Source organism: Campylobacter sp. B0100352/1 (assembly GCF_020135855.1).
GTDB classification, from domain to species: Bacteria; Campylobacterota; Campylobacteria; order Campylobacterales; family Campylobacteraceae; genus Campylobacter_D; species Campylobacter_D taeniopygiae.
On record NZ_JACHTP010000001.1, the window covers coordinates 107,988 to 127,173 of the forward strand.

General features: G+C 29.1%; 20 protein-coding genes. 13 read left to right on the forward strand and 7 right to left on the reverse strand.

Features of this window, described 5'->3' with window-relative positions; translation table 11 throughout:
- From der to pflB, 5 genes are read left to right on the forward strand one after another with little or no spacing between them, the layout of a single operon-like run.
- Positions 1-1,389: a ribosome biogenesis GTPase Der gene (gene der, locus H2279_RS00580; RefSeq protein WP_337195242.1), complete on the forward strand. Its 1,389-nt coding sequence runs from the start codon at positions 1-3 to the stop codon at positions 1,387-1,389.
- Positions 1,376-1,870 carry a shikimate kinase gene (locus H2279_RS00585; RefSeq protein ID WP_337195243.1) on the forward strand — a complete coding sequence of 165 codons (495 nt, stop codon included), beginning with the start codon at positions 1,376-1,378 and terminating at the stop codon, positions 1,868-1,870. Before der ends, H2279_RS00585 begins: the two co-directional genes overlap by 14 nt.
- Positions 1,867-2,826, forward strand: a complete 960-nt coding sequence (trpS, locus tag H2279_RS00590) for a tryptophan--tRNA ligase (RefSeq protein ID WP_137623235.1) — start codon at positions 1,867-1,869, stop codon at positions 2,824-2,826. The genes H2279_RS00585 and trpS overlap by 4 nt, the downstream gene beginning before the upstream one ends.
- Positions 2,827-2,836: 10 nt before the next feature.
- Entirely contained in the window at positions 2,837-4,072 is a 1,236-nt protein-coding gene (gene serS, locus H2279_RS00595) for a serine--tRNA ligase (protein WP_337195244.1), read from the forward strand.
- 9 nt (positions 4,073-4,081) lie between these two features.
- Positions 4,082-6,538, forward strand: coding sequence for a motility protein PflB (gene pflB, locus H2279_RS00600; RefSeq protein ID WP_337195245.1), 2,457 nt, complete (start codon positions 4,082-4,084; stop codon positions 6,536-6,538).
- 33 nt (positions 6,539-6,571) lie between these two features.
- On the opposite strand, the gene H2279_RS00605 is transcribed toward pflB, so the two are convergent.
- From H2279_RS00605 to H2279_RS00635, 7 genes are all read right to left on the reverse strand, one after another.
- Complete coding sequence (locus tag H2279_RS00605) at positions 6,572-7,210, reverse strand: hypothetical protein (protein WP_137623232.1); 639 nt, start codon at positions 7,208-7,210, stop codon at positions 6,572-6,574.
- Between the two features lie 70 nt (positions 7,211-7,280).
- The gene (pyk, locus tag H2279_RS00610) at positions 7,281-8,723 is read right to left on the reverse strand and encodes a pyruvate kinase (RefSeq protein WP_137623231.1); all 1,443 of its coding nucleotides are present in this window, start codon (positions 8,721-8,723) and stop codon (positions 7,281-7,283) included.
- A gap of 28 nt (positions 8,724-8,751) precedes the next feature.
- Positions 8,752-10,098: an FAD-dependent oxidoreductase gene (locus H2279_RS00615; protein WP_137623230.1), complete on the reverse strand. Its 1,347-nt coding sequence runs from the start codon at positions 10,096-10,098 to the stop codon at positions 8,752-8,754.
- A 117-nt stretch (positions 10,099-10,215) separates the two neighbouring features.
- Positions 10,216-10,845 (reverse strand): type III pantothenate kinase, encoded by a 630-nt coding sequence (locus tag H2279_RS00620; protein WP_137623229.1) that lies wholly within the window; start codon positions 10,843-10,845, stop codon positions 10,216-10,218.
- Positions 10,832-11,119 (reverse strand): tram-like protein, encoded by a 288-nt coding sequence (locus H2279_RS00625; RefSeq protein WP_137623228.1) that lies wholly within the window; start codon positions 11,117-11,119, stop codon positions 10,832-10,834. The genes H2279_RS00620 and H2279_RS00625 overlap by 14 nt, the downstream gene beginning before the upstream one ends.
- Positions 11,116-12,114 carry a hypothetical protein gene (locus tag H2279_RS00630; RefSeq protein WP_337195246.1) on the reverse strand — a complete coding sequence of 333 codons (999 nt, stop codon included), beginning with the start codon at positions 12,112-12,114 and terminating at the stop codon, positions 11,116-11,118. The genes H2279_RS00625 and H2279_RS00630 overlap by 4 nt, the downstream gene beginning before the upstream one ends.
- Positions 12,111-12,689, reverse strand: a complete 579-nt coding sequence (locus tag H2279_RS00635; RefSeq protein WP_337195247.1) for a hypothetical protein — start codon at positions 12,687-12,689, stop codon at positions 12,111-12,113. Before H2279_RS00635 ends, H2279_RS00630 begins: the two co-directional genes overlap by 4 nt.
- A gap of 144 nt (positions 12,690-12,833) precedes the next feature.
- On the opposite strand from H2279_RS00635, the gene gatC reads away from it, so the two are divergent.
- The 8 genes from gatC (at position 12,834) to H2279_RS00675 (ending at position 19,152) form a co-directional block, all read left to right on the forward strand.
- Positions 12,834-13,121: an Asp-tRNA(Asn)/Glu-tRNA(Gln) amidotransferase subunit GatC gene (gene gatC / locus H2279_RS00640; protein ID WP_137623225.1), complete on the forward strand. Its 288-nt coding sequence runs from the start codon at positions 12,834-12,836 to the stop codon at positions 13,119-13,121.
- Between the two features lie 62 nt (positions 13,122-13,183).
- Positions 13,184-13,735, forward strand: coding sequence for a CvpA family protein (locus tag H2279_RS00645; protein ID WP_137623224.1), 552 nt, complete (start codon positions 13,184-13,186; stop codon positions 13,733-13,735).
- Complete coding sequence (locus H2279_RS00650) at positions 13,736-14,206, forward strand: Fur family transcriptional regulator (protein WP_137623223.1); 471 nt, start codon at positions 13,736-13,738, stop codon at positions 14,204-14,206. It begins immediately after the preceding gene.
- A complete protein-coding gene (gene lysS, locus H2279_RS00655) occupies positions 14,206-15,714 on the forward strand; it encodes a lysine--tRNA ligase (protein WP_137623222.1) in 1,509 nt (502 codons plus the stop codon). Before H2279_RS00650 ends, lysS begins: the two co-directional genes overlap by 1 nt.
- A complete protein-coding gene (locus H2279_RS00660) occupies positions 15,711-16,955 on the forward strand; it encodes a serine hydroxymethyltransferase (protein WP_137623221.1) in 1,245 nt (414 codons plus the stop codon). The genes lysS and H2279_RS00660 overlap by 4 nt, the downstream gene beginning before the upstream one ends.
- Positions 16,952-17,497, forward strand: a complete 546-nt coding sequence (locus H2279_RS00665; protein WP_137623220.1) for a DUF1882 domain-containing protein — start codon at positions 16,952-16,954, stop codon at positions 17,495-17,497. Before H2279_RS00660 ends, H2279_RS00665 begins: the two co-directional genes overlap by 4 nt.
- Positions 17,498-17,509: 12 nt before the next feature.
- Positions 17,510-18,367 carry an SPOR domain-containing protein gene (locus tag H2279_RS00670; protein ID WP_337195248.1) on the forward strand — a complete coding sequence of 286 codons (858 nt, stop codon included), beginning with the start codon at positions 17,510-17,512 and terminating at the stop codon, positions 18,365-18,367.
- Positions 18,364-19,152, forward strand: a complete 789-nt coding sequence (locus H2279_RS00675; protein ID WP_337195249.1) for a shikimate dehydrogenase — start codon at positions 18,364-18,366, stop codon at positions 19,150-19,152. Before H2279_RS00670 ends, H2279_RS00675 begins: the two co-directional genes overlap by 4 nt.
- Positions 19,153-19,186: the final 34 nt, after the last annotated feature.

Sequence of the window (19,186 nt, forward strand, 5' to 3'; positions counted from 1 at the left end):
ATGCAAAGCATTATATTAATAGGAAAGCCTAATGTTGGAAAATCAAGCCTCTTTAATAGGATGGCAAAAAGAAGAATAGCAATCACAAGTGAAATTTCTGGCACAACAAGAGATACAAATAAAACTGAAGCTTGTATTGGCTCTAAGAGCGCTTTTATTATTGATAGTGGCGGACTTGATGAGAGTGATGAGCTTTTTAAAAATGTTAAAAAAAATACTTTAAAAGTTGCCAAAGAAAGCGATATTATTCTTTATCTTGTTGATGGAAAATTAGCTCCTGATGAAGAAGATAGGCGTTTTTTTTATTCTTTAAAAAAATTAAATAAACCGCTAGCCTTAGTTATCAATAAAGTGGATAATAAAAAAGATGAAGAAAGAGCATGGGAATTTGCAAATTTTGGTGTAAAAGAAATTTTCAATATTTCAGTAACTCATAATGTAGGACTTGATGAGCTTTATAGCTGGCTGGAGCAATTTTTAAATGAAACTAGCTTGGTTCCTGATGAAGAACAAGATTTAGAGGATTTTTTAGAGCATTATGATGAAAACAAACAAGAATTGCAATTTAAAGAGATAGATCAAAATCATATTAGAGTAGGGATTGTAGGTCGTGTTAATGTTGGAAAATCAAGCCTTTTAAATGCTTTAGTCAAACAAGAACGTAGTGTCGTTAGTAGTATAGCTGGAACTACAATTGATCCTGTAAATGAAGCTATAACTCATCAAGATAAAACAATAGAATTTGTAGATACTGCAGGGATTAGAAAACGTGGAAAAATTCAAGGGTTAGAAAGATTTGCCTTAAATCGTACTGAAAAAATTTTGCAAAATTCTCAAATCGCACTTTTGGTTTTAGATGCAGATGAAGGCTTTAATGAACTTGATGAAAGAATAGCAGGACTTATTGCAAAGTATTATTTAGGTGTTATCATAGTTTTAAATAAATGGGATAAAAGTGAGCTTGATTTTGATAAAACGGTTAAAGAACTAAAACTTGATCGTTTTAAATTCTTAGCTCATGCGCCTATTGTTAGTGTTTCAGCTTTAAGTGGTAAGAGAGTGCATGTGATACTTGATAAAATTTTGCAAGTTTTTGAAAATTTCATACAAAAAATCCCAACTTCAAAACTTAATAATTTAATTGAAAGTGCAACCAAAGCACACCCATTGCCACATGATTATGGAAAATTGGTTAAAATTTATTATGCTGTGCAATATGATGTTGCTCCTCCAAAAATCGCTTTAATTATGAATCGTCCAAAAGCCTTGCATTTTAGCTATAAGCGTTATTTGCAAAATAAGATAAGAAAAGAATTTGATTTTGAGGGAGTGCCTTTAATCATTGCTTCACGCAAAAAGGGAAGCAAGGAAAATGATGAGAATGGATAATATTATTTTCATCGGTTTTATGGGATGTGGAAAAAGCACTATAGCTAGAGTATTGGCTGTAGAGTTAGACCGAATTTTTTTAGACAGTGATTTATTGATTGAGACGAAATTTAAGCAAAGTGTTAATGAAATTTTTAAAAACAAAGGCGAGTGTTTTTTTAGAGAACAAGAACAAAAATTAGCTGATTTTTTTATTTTTTGTCAAAATGCTTGTATTGCAAGTGGTGGCGGTTTTGTTAATGTAAAAAATTTGGAAAAAATCGGATTGAGTGTTTATTTAAGGGCTGATTTTGAGTATTTGAAAAAGCGTTTAAATAAAGATGAAATTGCTAAAAGACCTTTATTTTTTGATGAAATTAAAGCAAAAAAGTTATATAATGAAAGAATAAAAATTTATGAAGATAAAGCTGATGTGATATTGGATATTGAAAATAAAAGTATTGATGAGCTTATAAGTGAATTAAAAAAGGTAGTTAAATGAGAGTATTAACCGGAATTCAGCCTAGTGGAGATTTGCATATCGGAAATTATTTTGGTGCGATTAAACAAATGATAGATGCACAAAATACAAGTGAAATGTTTATATTTATCGCTAATTATCATGCTATGACTTCTTTGCAAAATGGGGAAAAATTGAAAGAAAATTCAATAAAAGCGGCCGCAGCTTTTTTGAGTTTTGGTATAGATCCACAAAAAAGTGTTTTTTGGTTACAAAGTGATGTGAAAGAAGTGATGGAGCTTTATTGGATTTTATCACAATTTACCCCTATGGGTTTATTAGAGCGTGCGCATAGCTATAAAGATAAAATTGCTAAAGGGCTAAGTGCTTCTCATGGACTTTTTTCTTATCCTGTTTTAATGGCAGCAGATATTTTACTTTTTGACACTCAACTTGTTCCTGTAGGTAAAGATCAAATTCAACACGTAGAAATCGCACGTGATATCGCTTTAAAAGTAAATAATGAATGGGGAGAAATTTTTATTTTACCCGAAGCTAAAATCAACGAAGATCTTGCCGTTATTGTAGGGACTGATGGGGCTAAAATGAGTAAATCTTATAAAAATACTATAGATATTTTTAATGATGATAAAACTTTAAAAAAGCAAATTTCATCGATAGTAACAGATAGCACTGCTTTAGAAGATCCTAAAAATCCTGAAGAATGTAATGTTTTTAAAATAGCAAAATTATTTTTAGATAATGAAGGACAAGAAAATTTGAGAAATCGTTATTTAAAGGGAGGCGAGGGATATGGACATTTTAAAATGTATTTAAATGAGTTGGTGATTGATTATTTCAAAGAAATAAGAGAAAAATACAATGAGCTTTTAAATAAGCCTTCTTATTTGAAAGAGGTTTTGGATTTTGGTGCGAGTAAAGCAAGAAAAATTGCTCAAGAAAAGATGCAAAAAATTTATACTAAAATAGGCTTATAAGGGGTGTAAGATGCTTGATTTAAAAAAATTACAAAATCAATTTGATGAGGTGAGTCAAAAATTAAAAAATAAAAAAGTTGATGAGGAAACATTAAAAAAATTAGCTGATTTATTTGCATTATTGAAAAAAGAAAGGACAATTTTAGAAGAGCTTCAAGCCTTTCAAAATAAATTCAGTAAAGAACTTGCAAGTGCGCAAGATAAAGAAGAGTTGAAAACAAAATTGAGTGAAAATAAAATTAAAATCAACAAACAAAGTCAAAAGGTGGGTGCTTTAGAAGATGAACTTGAAAATATTGCCCATGCTATTCCAAATATTCCAGATGATATTGTTCCTGTTGGCGAGGATGAAGATGAAAATGTGGAAATAAAAAAAGTCCTCACTCCACCAAGTTTTGATTTTGAGCCAAAAGAACATCATGATTTGGGTGAAAGTTTAGATTGGCTTGATTTTGTAAGAGGGGTTAAAATTTCTGGAAGTCGTTTTTGTGTGCTTAAAAACGAAGGTGCTTTATTGAGTCGAGCTTTGGTTAATTATATGATCGATTTTAATAGAAGTCGTGGTTTTAATTTTGTCAATGTGCCTTATTTGGTTAATGGCGCTACAATGTTTGGAACTGGGCAATTGCCAAAATTTAAAGATGATATGTATAAAGTCGATGATGAGGATTTATATCTTATTTCAACTTCTGAAATTCCAGTAACCAATCTTTATAGTGGAGAAATTTTAACCAGTGAAAGCTTACCGATAAAAATGACTTGTTATAGCGCTTGTTTTAGAAAAGAAGCGGGTAGTGCAGGGCGTGATACAAGAGGAATCATTCGTCAGCATCAGTTTGAAAAAGTAGAACTTGTAAGTATTACTAAACCTGAGCAAAGCGATAGTGTATTTAATGAAATGGTAGAGTGTGCGAGCGATTTATTAAGCTCTTTAGGTTTGACTCATAGACATTTGATGCTTTGTACGGGAGATTTGGGTTTTAGTGCTGCAAAGACTATTGATCTTGAAGTTTGGATTCCTTCTCAAAATAAATACCGAGAAATTAGTTCTGTATCTAATTGTCGTGATTTTCAAGCAAGACGTGCCAAAATTCGCTATAAAAATGAGCAAGGTAAAAATGAATTAGTCCATACCTTAAATGGTTCTTCATTAGCTGTAGGTAGAACTTTGGTTGCCATTATGGAAAATTATCAAGATAAAGAAGGAAAAATTGCTATTCCTGATGTTTTAAGAAAATATTTTTAAAGAAAATAAATGGCAGAAAAAGAAGATATAGTATTAGAAAGATCAGAAGACGATTTAAATAATAAAGAAAGACTTGATGAAAGTTTAGGAGAATTTAAGGGGCAAGAAGGTCAAGCCCCTGATGATGAAGAATTTGTATCTTTATCTGAAGGATCCAATGAAGATGATGTAGGTTTTAGTTTTACAAGAGAAAGTGCACCTGAAGAATTTTCTTCTTTTGAAAAAACTAGGAGTCAAGAATTAATCCCTTGGTATAAAGATAGAAAATTTATGTCTCTTGTTGGAGTTTCTTTAGTTATTATCTGTATTTTGGTTTTTACTTTAACTTATTTGATTTTTAGCGAAGGAAATATTAAAGCAGATATTATTGCTTCAAAACCAGTTGAAAAATCTGAAATTGTCCCTGATGAATCTTATAAGTATAAAGATATGGCTAAAGTGGATGCTATGATACAAAAAGCTAATGCACTTTATCTCAAGGGAGAAATTCAACAATCTTTGAAATTATATAAACAAATTGCAATTTATAATGAATCTTTGTCTAATTACAATTTAGGCGTTTCTCAAATGAATGAAGGAAAATTGCAAGAGGCTTTTGAAAGCTTTAAAAAAGCTATAGCTAGTGGTGAAAATCAAACTGTATCTGCTATTAATGCTGCTGTGTGTGCTTTAAAGCTTAATGATAAAGAAAAATTTAAATATTATATTGATTTAGCACAAGTTTATCTTCCTAAGGAAGGAAAATCAAAATTATATAATTATTATTTGGCTTTGATAGATTATTATAAAGGGTATTATCCAGAGGCTTTGCAAATGTTTCAGCAGGTAAATATTGATCCTTATAATGATATTTCTAAATATTTATCAGCTAAAATTTATACTAAGATGGATTTTGATGCTAAGGCAGTACAACAGCTAAATTCTCAAGGAAATTTTGAACCCAGTCTTTCTTTGGGTCTTTTATATGCTAGAATGGGAGAATATGATAAAGCTAAATCTTCTTTAAATACTGCTATGAAAATCGATAGAGATTTCAATCAAAGTTTGGCAGCTTTAAGTCTTGTTGATATTAAAACGGGTGATTATCAAGATATGCTTATGCGTTTGCAAAATGCTTATAAGAAAGAGGAAGATCAATATAAAATTTTAGATCGTTATAAAATAAAAGTGCGATTAAACAATGATTTGTTTAATATCGCTATAGCACAGAGTCATTTTTCTAAGGATTTATTGAAAAATTTAAAAAATCAATTTGATTTGCTTTTTTATTACGCCCCTTATCAAGTTTTTGATTCTAAACAAGCATCATTATATATAGAAAAAGCTAATGTTACAAATTTTGTCGATGATAGTGCGGATTCAGGAGAGTATTTAACAACGAGTAATGTTTTATCTTCTACAAATGTAAAAATTGCCAATATTATTAATCATGCTTTAAATCAGCAATTAAGACTTGCCAATGAAGAATTTCAGCAATTGTTGAAAAATTATCCAGAACATAGTATTTTACAGTATAATTTAGCTTTATCTTACGCACAGATGCAAGATTATGAACAAGCTTACAAATATTTTTTCAGCTCCTATCATTTAAATCCTAAAAATTATTTAGCAGGAGTTTTTGCTTTATTTTGTGCTAAATTAAATGATTTAGATACAACTAAACTTTATAATGAAATTGTTGAAAATATGAGTGCTGATACGAATTTTAAAGCAAATATGCAAAAAAGTATGCTGTTTTTGGTTAAAAATGATTATGTCTCAATGCTTCCGTATTTGGATGAAAAAACTTCTGATACGCCTTTAAGTTTAATGTTTAAAGCAATCATTGCTAAAAATAATAATCTTAGTAATCGTATGGATGTTGAAATGGCCAAGTTAAGATCACAACTACCAGAAGATATTATTGCAAATATTTTATATTTTAATTCTTTAAATTCTAATTTTAATATTAAAGAGTATGCCCAAAATGCACAAATTCATTTTAAAAATTTAAAACTTGATTATCGCAGTGTTTTTGGGGGTCCTAATATTGCTAGAGAATTTTATGTTGATTTAATGCATGTGTCTGGACTTTTAAATTTGGAAAGAAATAAATTTAAAGAATTAATGAATACTTCTAAATTTGAAAGCGAAAGTATTATACAAACTTTAGCATATTTAGATATTTTTGCTAAGCAATTTGAAGAGTCTTATGCACTTTATAATATTTTAATTGATGATTATAAAATTAAAGATACTAGAACTTTATTTTTAGCTGCAGTTGCAGCCATAGGGGCAAATAATCCAAATTCGGCTATAGCTTTATTGCAACTTTCAAAATTAACTGATAAAAATAATAAAGAAAGTAAAGCTGCCTTAGGTTTGCTTTATCAAGAAGTGCAAAATTATGAAGCTGCTATTAATCAATATAAAACACTACCGAATGATTTTAAGAGTAAATTTTTTACCTTTGATATAAAAAATTAAAGATGTTTAAATAATTTTAAACATCTTTATGGATTAAGCTTGAAGATCTAGAGTTTTTCCTCCAAGTTCGTCAATGCGATCAGTAACTTTTTTAATTGCTGCATCCATTGTATCTTGGCTGATTTGAGGAAGCTTTCCACCCCACATTTTTTCTGCTTGCTCAAATCCTTTTTTTATCCCATCAAGCCCCTCTTTAAGTTTATCGACATCGTTTCCAGCTCCATTGATTACAAAATCAGCGATACGATTTGCCGTATTATTAACACCAAAAAATCCATCTTCGCTTACAAGCTGTTTTAATTCATCGGTATTCATTGAAAGTGGATTTTTACCACTATAACCTAAAGATGTAAAATCAATACTAGAAAGAATAGATTTTGCGGTATCTAAATTTCCTCCATTTAAAAGACCTTCAATTCCAGCTTGAGCATTGCTCGTGCCAAAAACTGTATTCATAGTTTGTTGTTGGAATTGAACCATATAGAGTTGAGTAATACCTTTTCCTCCAAGTGAGCTTAGTTTTTCAAGAGCATCTTTATTGATATCCTTGCTTGAACTAGCACTTTGAAGGTTTGCATCTTTGGTATTTTTTTTAGCATCTTCATCTACCTTCTTATTGCTAACTTGGGTTTGAGTCATGCTAGCGATATTTGAATAAGTATTCACTTGCATTTTTGCTCCTTAATAGTGAGGTTATATTTTATATCGACTTTTTTAATAAAAATTTTATATTATTTAAAAATTATTTTAAATAATAAGATATTTGGTCTTTTTCAAGTATTCTAATAAGATTACTCGTTCCTTCTACTCCTGTTGGAAAACCCGCTGTTAATATATAACATTTATTTTCATTGATAAAATCTTTTTCTATACCTAATTTAACTGTGTTTTTTAATAATTCTGTTAAATGATCGCTTTTATTAACTAAAATAGCTGGATTAACCCCCCATACTATACTTAATAAATTAAGAGTTTTTTCTGAATGAGCTACAGCTATGATATCCATGCTAGGCCTATATCTAGAAATTTTCATTGCTGATTTTCCGCTACTTGTGAGAGAAAAAATCGCATCAGCATTCAAATCTTTAGATAAATTTGCACTTGAACGCATAATTTTATCTGTATTGTCTAAATTTTCAAAATCATTAAATTTATTATAAGGATAGTTTTTTTCTGTTTCTATGATTGTCTGACACATGATATCAACAGCATTAGCAGGATCTATACCCACGGCACTTTCTTCGCTAAGCATTACAGCATCGCTACCATCTAATACTGCATTTGCTACATCTGAAATTTCAGCTCTTGTAGCGGTTTTGCTTTTTGCTAAAGAAAAAAGCATTTGAGTGGCTGTAATGACAGGTTTAGAGGCATTATTAGCTTTGCGGATAATCTCTTTTTGAATGTTTGGAACCTTATAATAAGGCACTTCAATACCTAAATCACCACGTGCTACCATAATACCATCGCTAGAATCAATAATTTCATCTATATTTTCAACTGCATCAAATTTTTCTATTTTAGCAAAAAGGGCTATTTTGGCGTTATGTTTTATTAAAATTTCTCGCACTTCATTGATATCATGAGCATTTTGAACGAAAGAAATGGCAAGAAAATCAACCCCATTTTCTATTCCCCAAATCAGATCATTTTTATCCTTTTGAGTGATAACATCAATGTTAATTTTAGTATTTGGAAAATTAATCCCTTTGTTCGAATTTAAAAAACCATCATTTTCAATAAGAGTTTGAATTTTGTCAGAATCAATACTGACTACTTTAGCACGAATAGAACCATCATATAAATAAATATAATCATCAATTTTAAGCATATTTAGAATTTCACTTTGATTGATGCTAAGTTTATAATGATTTTCCTTGATTTTTTCTCCTATAATTTTTTCATGATAAAAATCAAGCCTATCTCCTTTTTTTAGATCAAAGGGGGTTTTCAATTCCCCTGTTCTAATTTTTGGACCGCTAATATCTTGTAAAATTCCTATTCTAGTATTGAGTTCCTTAGCAACTTTACGTATGGTTTCAAGATTGTTTTTATGATACTCATGAGTTCCATGAGAGAAATTTAAACGAAAGACATTGACACCATTAATAATCATTTGACGTAAAACATCTTCACTTTCACTTGCGGGTCCAACAGTTGCTACAATTTTTGTTTTTTTAAGCATGATAATCCTTATTTTAAGTTTTTAATATTTACAATAATTCCGAATTAAATTTATCTTCATCAAATTTAGCTCCTAAATATTGACACATCAATTTCGCATCCCTTTGTGCATTGCCTAAACAGCTCGTTGCACCTGGACTAGGAGTCATATTAAAAATAATTCCAGGAATTTCAGCAATACTTGCTTCCCCTAGCATCAATTCCCCTCTTTTTTTATCAATTACTTGAGGACGAACTCCTCCAAAACCTCTTGCATAATATATATCACTAGCTTTTAAACTCGGAACTATTTTTCTAGCATCTTTTACAAAGATATTTTTATTGATAAAAGGTAATTCAAAAAGATAATTATAGAGTATGTAATTTCTAATAGTTGAATCTTTAAACATATTTAAAGTAACTTTAAAAACAGTTTTGTCAAATTTTAAAGCTTCAAAGAATTCAGGTACAGATTTTAATCCATGATAGCGTTCCAATTTCGGGATAACGAGTGCGGTTGGCCCAAAACGTGTATTCATATCGGCAAGTAAATCAGGATCTCCATGTAGTGCTGCAAAAGGTAATTTTGGATTTTGAACCATATAAACTTTACCATTGAGTAATTTTTGTTTTGTAAGATAAAAACTACCTGCAACAGGCCAACAAGATTTATCCAAACCTAAATTCATTTTATGTGCCAAATATAAAGAATGTGCACCAGCATTTACGACGACAGCTTTGGCATAATATTCTTGATAAGTATTTGTTCTTAAAAGAAAATATCCATCTTTTTTTTCTATATGGATAATTTCTTCATTAAAAGCTACAAAAGTATTTTTGTTTTGCAATTGCCCTTGCTCGATAAGACTGATACTCATTTTCCCAAAATCAACAGTTGTGAAAATTTCTCCAGCTTCTACGCCCATAGCACAAATATTTTCAGGTCTATCATTTATCCCATCTTTTCCAAGAGCTACCTTAGGTTCAATGGATTTGATTTTTTCTTTATCAAAAAATTTGATGTAAGGATACAGTTCTTTAAATTCTTCGTAGCGTTTTTTCATGTAATCACATTCTATATCATCAACAGCTAAGGCCATTTTTTGATGAGAGAACATAAAACGATTTTGGGCGTTTTGTAAAATTCCATATTTTACTATCATATCTGCTGTTGTTTTGACTTTTTTAGCTTTTTCTAGGGTGTAATTTGTTTCAATGTCGCCACAGTGTATGGTTTGAGAGTTACTTGTTCCTTTTGAATTTAAAGTTGAAGGAGAATGATATTTTTCTATTAAAGCGATATTTTTGATATCTGTATATCGTGCGATTTCATAAAATAATGCAGATCCAGAAATTCCAGCTCCTATGATTAATATATCAAATTCTTTTTTAGGCATTATTTTTCCTTTTTTTATAAATCATAGAATTTTATTTATAAAAGTTTAATTGAATTTGTTTTACAAATGGTTAAAATATATCAAAATAATATTTTTAATGAGAATTTTTGTAACATTTTATATTAATAAATTAGGATTTTCTTGTATAATTTTTTTCATACCTCTAAAAACGAGAAGTTTATCATAAATAGCATTATCAAAATAATTTGCTAAAAATTGTCCATCTCCACCAGTAAAATAAAGTTTTTTATTTTGCGCTGTATCTTTAATAAGTAAATAAATACTTTTAAAAACTCCATAGCTTAAAGCATCTTTTGTTTTCTGTGGGAATGCATCAAAACTTACTTGGGTATTAAATTCACATTTTAATCTAGGTGAAATGTGGGCATATATTTTTCTAAAATTTGTAATTCCTGGCAAGATAAAACCTCCAAGATGTATAGAATTGGCGATAATATCAATTGTAATGGCACTTCCAGCATCTACAATCACTCCATCATCTATGGTATAACAAGCAGCAATACGATCAATTCCTAGACCTTGATAAATAGTATCAAAAACAAAAAATGGTTCCAAATCGATAAAATTTTTTTGCGATTTTAAATAATTTTTTAAATTTTCATTGACATTAATATAAAAAATTTTTTGTTCGCTTTTAAATTCTAAAAATTGTTCAATACTTAGTGTAAAATATTTATGATCTTCTAAAAAATTAGCATTAGAATTACCAATGTCACAAAACAACATGAATATCAAATCCCTTTTCACTAAGATACTGCTTTGCTTTGGAGCAAAGAACGCTTTTGGTAAAAAAAAACTTTTTATTTAAATTAAAATTGCTTGATAAATTATCTAAAAATAAGGCATTTTTTAAAACAAAACGAGATTTACCAGTATAGATAAAAAGTACAACTTCTTTATTTAAGGCACATAAATAAGTTTTTTTTGTACTCAATTTTTTTAGATCAAAAGTTTTAAGATCTAAATTTAAAATATCCATTGCTTCTTTTAAAATACTCATTGCAAATCTAAAATTTTATCTCCATAATAAAATTTACCATTGCCCATAAAAGACATTTTTTCAACAGGTTCTGAGAATTTAAATATTTGTATATTTTCAAGATTTAAATCTGATTTTATTAAATACCCTGTTTTTTCAAAAGCATATAAATGATCATGATACAAATTCACTTTTGTAAAGATAGCAAAATCGAATTTCTTTTGTTCTAGTATTTTTAAATTATAATCAGTTTTAACAATATTTCCATTCTTTTCAAATATAAAAATTGCATTATCACTCACTGCGATATCTTTTATATCAAAGTCTTGATAAATAGTTCTTCTAGGGTCAATTATCATTACTCTTTTTGCTGTGGCTGCTATAATTTGATTATTTTGTATGCTTAGATGAATAATATTATTAAAAAAGTTTTCCGCAGAAACAACAATATCTTTGACAATTTTCAAAGTATCTTTTGATAAAACCATGATTTTTCCATCCAAAGTAGGATAAATAATAACATTATCTAAGAATATCGGATTTGCAACGCGATTATCTTGAGCAGGTGCTGGAGTAAGGGTTTGAATAAATTTAATACCTAAGGAACGATTTGCAAAAACAATGCTATTATTGGCCAACACAAGTGCTAAATCATCTCCATTTAAGGCAATTCCTACAACAGTAGCGTCAAATTTATAAGAATAAGTTTCTTCATGGGCGCTATTATAAATTTTTAAATTTCCATTATCATCAGCCTCGATAAATTCTCCATCTTGATAGGCTAAGAGAATATAGTTTTTATCAAGTTTAAAATCATGAGTCGCTTGAGTATTTTTTAAAATGATTTGATTATTGCTAAGTTTAGCAGAAAATAAATTCCAATCAACGATAGTGGCCTTTAAGCTACCATTATGATTTAATTCCCCATCTGTATAAGCCGGCTCAAAATATTGTCTTTTCGTACCACAAGCACAAATAAAAATTAAGGCAAATAAGGTTATAAAAAAATGTTTCATTGTGAAATACCTTGATAATGTTTGAGATTTTTAGCAATTTGTTTAAGGCCTGAATTTTCATTAATTTGAGAAAGCAATACATTTGCTTGTTCGATTTTATTTTCTTCTAAGAGTTTGCAAGCTTCTAAAAGTTTATCATAATCTTTTAAAAATATCGATTTCTCTCCTAAAAATGCAAAAATGATATTTTGTAACAAAGGATTTATGTCAGAATCAGAGCTTATAGCTTTGAGTTGATTTTTTAAATTTGTATTGTTATTATCATTTTGGATTTCATTGATAAGAAATACAGCATAAAGATTAACGTTTTTTTGTTTTAATTGATTTAAAAGGTTTGTATCGTTTGGATATTTTAACAATTGAGTATAAATTCTATTGCTTTCTTTCTTATTGTATTCTTCAACTTTAGAAATTCCAAAACTAATAGCAAACCAAAGAATAGCGATAATTGCAATTAAAAATATATATTTTTTATATTTTTTTATAAATCTTTCACTTTTTATAAAATTTTCTATCATTTTCTCTTCAGCATTAAGATCTGTTTTAATAGATTTTAAATTATCTTTTAAGCTCAAATTTTGATCCTTAATTTTTATTTTATGATTTCAGTTAGCATTATTGTAACATAAATTTATAAATTCTAAAATATTGTAAAATAATTAAAGCTTTTTTATGTTATAATTTTTATTATCATTTAAATTTTTAATCAAGGTTACAAAATGCAAATAAATGAAGAATTGCTTACCAAACTTGAAAAATTAAGCGCTTTAAAAATTGCAGAAGATAAAAGGAGCAAATTGGTGCAAGAACTTGAGGAAATTGTTAATTTTGTTGAAAAGCTTAATGAGTTGGATTTAAGTTCTTCAGAGATCACAGTAAGCACCATTAAAGGTGGCACTCCTTTAAGATTGGATCAAATAGAAAATAAAGATATCATTAAAGATGTTTTAGAACATTCTCCAAAAAAAGATGAGAATTTTTTTGTTGTGCCTAAGATTATAGAATGATTAACTTATTATTTAATACTTGCTTGTAGAATAATTTAAAGATATAGTGAAAGTGGATGAGTATGAATTTTTATTGGTTTGATGCTTTTATTTTAGGTTTTACTTTACTTTTGGGTCTTAAAGGTATTATCAATGGTTTGATTAAAGAAGTATTTGGAATCTTGGGGATTATTGGAGGTGTGTTTGTCGCTTCAAAATATTCTTCATCAGCTTCTACTTTTATAGAAAATACTTTTTATAAAATTGAGAATCAAAGTTTGGCTAATTTTGCAGGTTTTTTAGTGATTTTAATTATTTTTTGGATAGTTTGTCTTTTACTTGGAAATTTTCTTTCAAAATTAGTTAAACTGAGTGGTTTGGGTTTCTTAGATCGTATAGGCGGATTTATTTTTGGCTGTGCAAAAATATTTTTTATTTTTGCTATTTTTGTTTTTTGCATAGCAAGAATCGATTTTTTAAATAGCAAATTAAATTCTTTTGCCAAAGATAGTTATACTTTAGAATTACTCAAAGATACAGGTTCTTTTATCATGAATCAACCTTTAGCTGAAGATAGTCTTGATAAAATAAAAAATACAACCAACAATCTCAACAGCTTTCAAGAGGAACAATAAATGTTGATTGAAAATGTAGAATATGATGTATTATTGGAAAGATTTAAAAAAATTTTAAGACAAGGTGGTCTTAAATACACAAAACAAAGGGAAATATTATTAAAAACATTATATCATAGCGATACGCATCATACACCAGAGAGCTTATATATGGAAATAAAGCAAGTTGAACCGGATTTAAATGTCGGTATTGCTACTGTTTATAGAACTTTAAATTTACTCGAAGAAGCTGAAATGGTTACTTCTATCTCTTTTGGTTCAGCTGGAAAAAAATACGAATTAGCCAATAAACCACATCATGATCACATGATTTGTAAAAATTGTGGTAAAATTATTGAATTTGAAAATTCTATTATAGAAAGACAACAAGCTTTAATTGCTAAGGAATATAATTTTAAACTAACGGGGCATTTAATGCAACTTTATGGAATTTGCGATGATTGTAATCAAAAAATTAAGGTAAAAATCTAATGTTTGATAATATTTTAGAACAGCAAAGAATAGAAAAATCAAATGAATTTAGAAAAGCTGGTATAAATCCTTATCCGCATTTTCTAAAAAAAGAAATGTCTTTATCGGATTTTAAAACCAAATTTTCTTATGTACTTCAAAGCGAAACTAAGCGAGATGAAAATAGTTTTGGAATTGTTGCAGGACGTTTAAAGCTTTTAAGAATAGCTGGAAAATCTATTTTTGCAAATATAGAAGATGAAAATACTAATTTACAAATTTATTTCAGCAAAGATAGCATCGGCGAAGAACAATTTAATTTACTTAAAAAAAATCTTGAGGTGGGAGATATTGTTTTAGTAAAAGGTTTTCCTTTTGTAACTAAAACAGGTGAATTTAGTCTTCACGCAAGTGAGGTAAAACTTGCTACCAAATCCATTGTTCCGCTACCTGAAAAATATCATGGGCTTACAGATATAGAACAACGATATCGCAAACGTTATGTGGATTTGATTATGAATTCAGATGTTAGAAAAGATTTTTTAATTCGTTCTAAAGTAGTAAGCCTAATCCGTCATTTTTTTGAAAGCAAAGGTTTTTTAGAAGTTGAAACACCTATGATGCATCCAATTGCAGGTGGTGCTAATGCTAAGCCTTTTATAACATTTCATAACTCATTAGGTGTTGAAAGATTTTTAAGAATCGCACCAGAACTTTATTTAAAAAGACTTATAGTCGGAGGTTTTGAAGCGGTTTTTGAAATCAATCGTTGTTTTAGAAATGAAGGTATGGATCTAACACACAATCCAGAATTTACAACGATAGAATTTTATTGGGCTTATCATAATTATAAAGATTTGATGGATCTCACAGAAGAGCTTTTTTCTTTACTTTTGGATCAATTAAATTTAGAAAAAGTTATAGAATTTGATGGTCATAAAATCGATTTTTCAAAACCTTTTGAAAGAATTTCATACAAGGAAGCCCTCAAAAAATATGGTGGTTTAAGTGATGAAGTTATAGAAAATAAAGATAAAATTTTAACTCAATTAAAATCTGATGGTTTTGAAGCTAATGAAAAATTAGATTTAGGACATTTGCAAGCAGAATTATTTGATAATTATGTAGAAAGTAAGTTGATTAATCCTACTTTTATTACAGATTTTCCAGTTTCTATTAGCCCACTCTCTCGTCGTAGCGATGAAGATCCTAATATAGCTGAAAGATTTGAGTTATTTATTTGCGGAAGAGAATTGGCTAATGGTTTTAATGAGTTAAATGATCCTTTAGATCAATATGAAAGATTTTTAAAACAAATAGAAGCAAAAAATGCAGGTAATGAAGAAGCATGTGAAATGGATGAAGATTTTGTTAATGCTTTGGGCTATGGTATGCCACCTACGGCAGGACAGGGAATAGGAATTGATAGATTGGTTATGTTGCTAACTAATAAAAAATCTATCCGAGATGTTATTTTATTTCCGGCCATGAGGCCATTAAAATCAGAATTAAAGGAGGGTAAAGAATGAGTTTAGAGTGTTTTGATCAAGAAATTTTTAATTTGGTAAATCAAGAATTAAAGCGTCAATGCGAAGGCCTTGAGATGATAGCAAGTGAAAATTTCACTTTACCTGAGGTTATGGAGGTTATGGGAAGCGTATTGACAAATAAATATGCTGAAGGATATCCAAATAAAAGATATTATGGAGGCTGTGAAGTTGTTGATGAAATAGAAAATTTGGCTATTGAGAGATGTAAAAAACTTTTTAAATGCAATTTTGCTAATGTTCAACCTAATTCAGGCTCTCAAGCCAATCAAGGCGTTTATGCGGCTCTTTTAAATCCAGGTGATAAAATTTTAGGTATGGATTTAAGCCATGGTGGCCACTTAACTCATGGTGCTAAAGTAAGTTCTTCTGGAAAAATTTATGAAAGCTTTTTTTATGGTGTAGAGCTTGATGGAAGAATTAATTATGAAAAAGTCAGAGAAATAGCTCATATAGTTAAGCCAAAATTGATAGTATGTGGTGCGAGTGCTTATGCTAGATTTATCGATTTTGCTAAATTTAGAGAAATTGCAGATGAAGTTGGTGCTTATCTTTTTGCAGATGTAGCGCATATTGCCGGACTTGTTGTTGCTGGAGAACATCCTGATCCTTTTCCTCATGCTCACGTTGTAAGTTCTACAACTCATAAAACTTTAAGAGGTCCAAGAGGCGGCATCATAATGAGTAATGATGAAGAGATCGCTAAAAAAATTAATTCGGCAATTTTCCCAGGAATTCAAGGCGGCCCTTTAATGCATGTGATTGCTGCTAAGGCTGTGGGCTTTAAATTTAATCTTAGCGAAGAATGGAAAATTTATGCAAAACAAGTAAGAAATAATGCCCAAGTTTTAGCTAAAGTATTGATGGATAGAAAATATAAGCTTGTAAGCGATGGTACAGATAACCATCTTGTTTTAATGAGCTTTTTAGATCGTGAATTTAGCGGAAAAGATGCAGATATAGCTTTGGGAAATTCAGGTATAACTGCAAATAAAAATACAGTTCCAGGTGAGACTAGAAGTCCATTTATAACTAGTGGATTGAGACTAGGAACACCAGCGCTTACTGCTAGAGGTTTTAAAGAGAAAGAAATGGAAATTGTTGCAAATTATATAGCGGATATTTTAGATGATATTAATAATATTAATTTGCAAAAAGACATTAGATTAAAACTTGAAGAACTTGCGAAAAATTTTATAATTTATACAAAGGCTATGTTTTGATTTCACCTATGGATATGTCATTAATTAAGATAATCGGTAGTCATTATTATGTCATGAGAAATAGAATTGTCAATAAAATCACCCATCGTGGGCGTTTGTTTTTTGACAAATTTGAAAAAATTGACTCTCCTTTAAATTTAAGTATTATGAGAGAGCATGCAGCTAAAAAAATTATCGTTGCTCATGATTTGATTACTAAAGATAATAAAGTTGAAAATATTGTTTTTGACTATAATGGCTTTAATGCTGAAAGATTTTATCATCGTGCTCAGCTTATTTTGCGCGAAGAAGGTTTTATAAATTTTACTGCTTATAGAACAAAAACTCCAGGACATTTACATTTGTATATTCACAAAGGTCACACTTCGTTAAACGAAGGTTATTCTTTAGCATCTAAACTTTCAATGATGTTTGCAAGTAAAATGCCTGTAGAATGGAAAGTTTTTCCAAGTATGGACGTTCCAAGGGAATTTAATATTTTAGTTTTACCTTATGAGGTTTATCAAAAAGAACGCGGTAGTTCTTGGTCTAAACATATGTGAGAAAGGAAAAATATGGAAAATAATAAAAATGATTTTGATGATATCATTTTAGAAAAAAGCAATAAAAGCGAAAAGATAAAAAAAATTCTTTTAAGAGTGATTGCTTTAATTATTTTATTTTTAATCATTATGATTGTTATGAAGCTGATTAACAGCGGTGGTGATGATAATAAAAATCAAACAGTTTTACCTAGCGAACCTACAAGCACTGCTCAAGATAGTAATACAGATAATTCTTTTGAAAATATGCCTATTACTACAGATAATTCTGCAGAAGATCAATTTGAAGCTTTAAGAAAACAAATTCAAGGTGATCAAAACGATAGTAGCTTAGAAACTAGCACCTTAGATCAAAATCTTGATAATGCAAATTTTGCCTTACCTGATCAAGATAATGTTCAACAAGAGTCAAATTCTAATACTTCGGATGAGAAAAAGCAAACTGTTACAAATTCACAAGCTCCTAAAGTTGAAGAAAAGCCAAAAGAACAACCAAAAGAGCAGGTTAAAAAACCTACTACAGTAAAAGATACCACAACTAAAAAACAAGAACACGCTGTAAAACAAAATCAGCAACAAAACGCTAATGATTTATTTAAAAATGTTGATGCAAAACCTGTTAATCCGGATGGTTTGCCTTCTGGAATTTATGTGCAAATTTTTTCTGTAAATAATTTGGATCAAAAATCTAGAGAATTAGCAGCTGTTAGAAAAAAAGGTTATGAATATAAGCTTTATAAAACAACAGTTTCAGGTAAAGAAATAACTAAGGTTTTAATTGGACCATTTAGCAAAGCAAATATTTCACAAGAGCTTGCTAAAATTAGAAAAGAAGTAGCTAAAGACGCATTTTCTTTCACTTTAAAATGAAATTCTTAGCCGTTGTAGGCAATCCCATTATGCATTCTAAATCACCTAGAATGCATAATAACGCGATTAAACTTCTTGGATTAAAAGGAATTTATACTCGTTATTGTTTAAAGAATGATTTATTTTTAAAAGAAGAATTATTAAAAATAGGTTTTGATGCTGTAAATATTACCGCTCCTTTTAAGGAAAAAGCTTATGAAATTGCTGATTTTAAAGATGAAGTTTCAACTCATGTAGGTTCTGCTAATACCCTTTGCTTTAAAAACAATCAAATCTATGCTTACAATACAGATGGAATAGGTTTTTTACAAGCCATTAAAGAATTTAAAAACATCAAAAAAGCTTTGATTTTAGGAGCAGGTGGAACGGCTCTTGTGTTAGCTTATGTTTTAAAGCAAAAAGGCGTGGATGTTTATATCACTAATCGTAGTGCTAAAAGACTTCAATATTTCAATACTTATAAAAATAGTCTTTATGAAGATTTAAAAGACTTTGATTTTGATTTGATTATTAATTCCACTTCGGCTGGTTTGGTAAATGATGATTTACCTTGTTCTGAAGAAATTTTACACAAGCTCTTACCTAATGCTAAATTTGCTTTTGAAGTCATTTACAATAAAGAAACTCCTTTTTATAAGCTTTGTAAAAAATACAATTTGAAAGTAAAAAATGGACTTGAAATGCTTTTGTGGCAAGGAGTGTTTGCTTTTGAATTATTTTTTGATCTTAAAAATCAAAGAGAAAAAATAAAAAAGGCGATGATACAAGCTTTAAATTTGGATTAATTTTTGAAAAATTCTATAAGAATTTTTCAAAAAA

What these genes read in the sequence shown, in the direction of transcription:
- H2279_RS00630 (WP_337195246.1), bottom strand. Translation starts at nt 12,114, where the DNA reads ATGAAACATTTTTTTATAACCTTATTTGCCTTAATTTTTATTTGTGCT.
- der (WP_337195242.1), top strand. Translation starts at nt 1, where the DNA reads ATGCAAAGCATTATATTAATAGGAAAGCCTAATGTTGGAAAATCAAGC.
- serS (WP_337195244.1), top strand. Translation starts at nt 2,837, where the DNA reads ATGCTTGATTTAAAAAAATTACAAAATCAATTTGATGAGGTGAGTCAA.
- H2279_RS00620 (WP_137623229.1), bottom strand. Translation starts at nt 10,845, where the DNA reads ATGTTGTTTTGTGACATTGGTAATTCTAATGCTAATTTTTTAGAAGAT.
- pyk (WP_137623231.1), bottom strand. Translation starts at nt 8,723, where the DNA reads ATGCTTAAAAAAACAAAAATTGTAGCAACTGTTGGACCCGCAAGTGAA.
- pflB (WP_337195245.1), top strand. Translation starts at nt 4,082, where the DNA reads ATGGCAGAAAAAGAAGATATAGTATTAGAAAGATCAGAAGACGATTTA.
- H2279_RS00660 (WP_137623221.1), top strand. Translation starts at nt 15,711, where the DNA reads ATGAGTTTAGAGTGTTTTGATCAAGAAATTTTTAATTTGGTAAATCAA.
- H2279_RS00675 (WP_337195249.1), top strand. Translation starts at nt 18,364, where the DNA reads ATGAAATTCTTAGCCGTTGTAGGCAATCCCATTATGCATTCTAAATCA.
- trpS (WP_137623235.1), top strand. Translation starts at nt 1,867, where the DNA reads ATGAGAGTATTAACCGGAATTCAGCCTAGTGGAGATTTGCATATCGGA.
- gatC (WP_137623225.1), top strand. Translation starts at nt 12,834, where the DNA reads ATGCAAATAAATGAAGAATTGCTTACCAAACTTGAAAAATTAAGCGCT.
- lysS (WP_137623222.1), top strand. Translation starts at nt 14,206, where the DNA reads ATGTTTGATAATATTTTAGAACAGCAAAGAATAGAAAAATCAAATGAA.
- H2279_RS00645 (WP_137623224.1), top strand. Translation starts at nt 13,184, where the DNA reads ATGAATTTTTATTGGTTTGATGCTTTTATTTTAGGTTTTACTTTACTT.
- H2279_RS00585 (WP_337195243.1), top strand. Translation starts at nt 1,376, where the DNA reads ATGAGAATGGATAATATTATTTTCATCGGTTTTATGGGATGTGGAAAA.
- H2279_RS00670 (WP_337195248.1), top strand. Translation starts at nt 17,510, where the DNA reads ATGGAAAATAATAAAAATGATTTTGATGATATCATTTTAGAAAAAAGC.
- H2279_RS00625 (WP_137623228.1), bottom strand. Translation starts at nt 11,119, where the DNA reads ATGAGTATTTTAAAAGAAGCAATGGATATTTTAAATTTAGATCTTAAA.
- H2279_RS00650 (WP_137623223.1), top strand. Translation starts at nt 13,736, where the DNA reads ATGTTGATTGAAAATGTAGAATATGATGTATTATTGGAAAGATTTAAA.
- H2279_RS00615 (WP_137623230.1), bottom strand. Translation starts at nt 10,098, where the DNA reads ATGCCTAAAAAAGAATTTGATATATTAATCATAGGAGCTGGAATTTCT.
- H2279_RS00605 (WP_137623232.1), bottom strand. Translation starts at nt 7,210, where the DNA reads ATGCAAGTGAATACTTATTCAAATATCGCTAGCATGACTCAAACCCAA.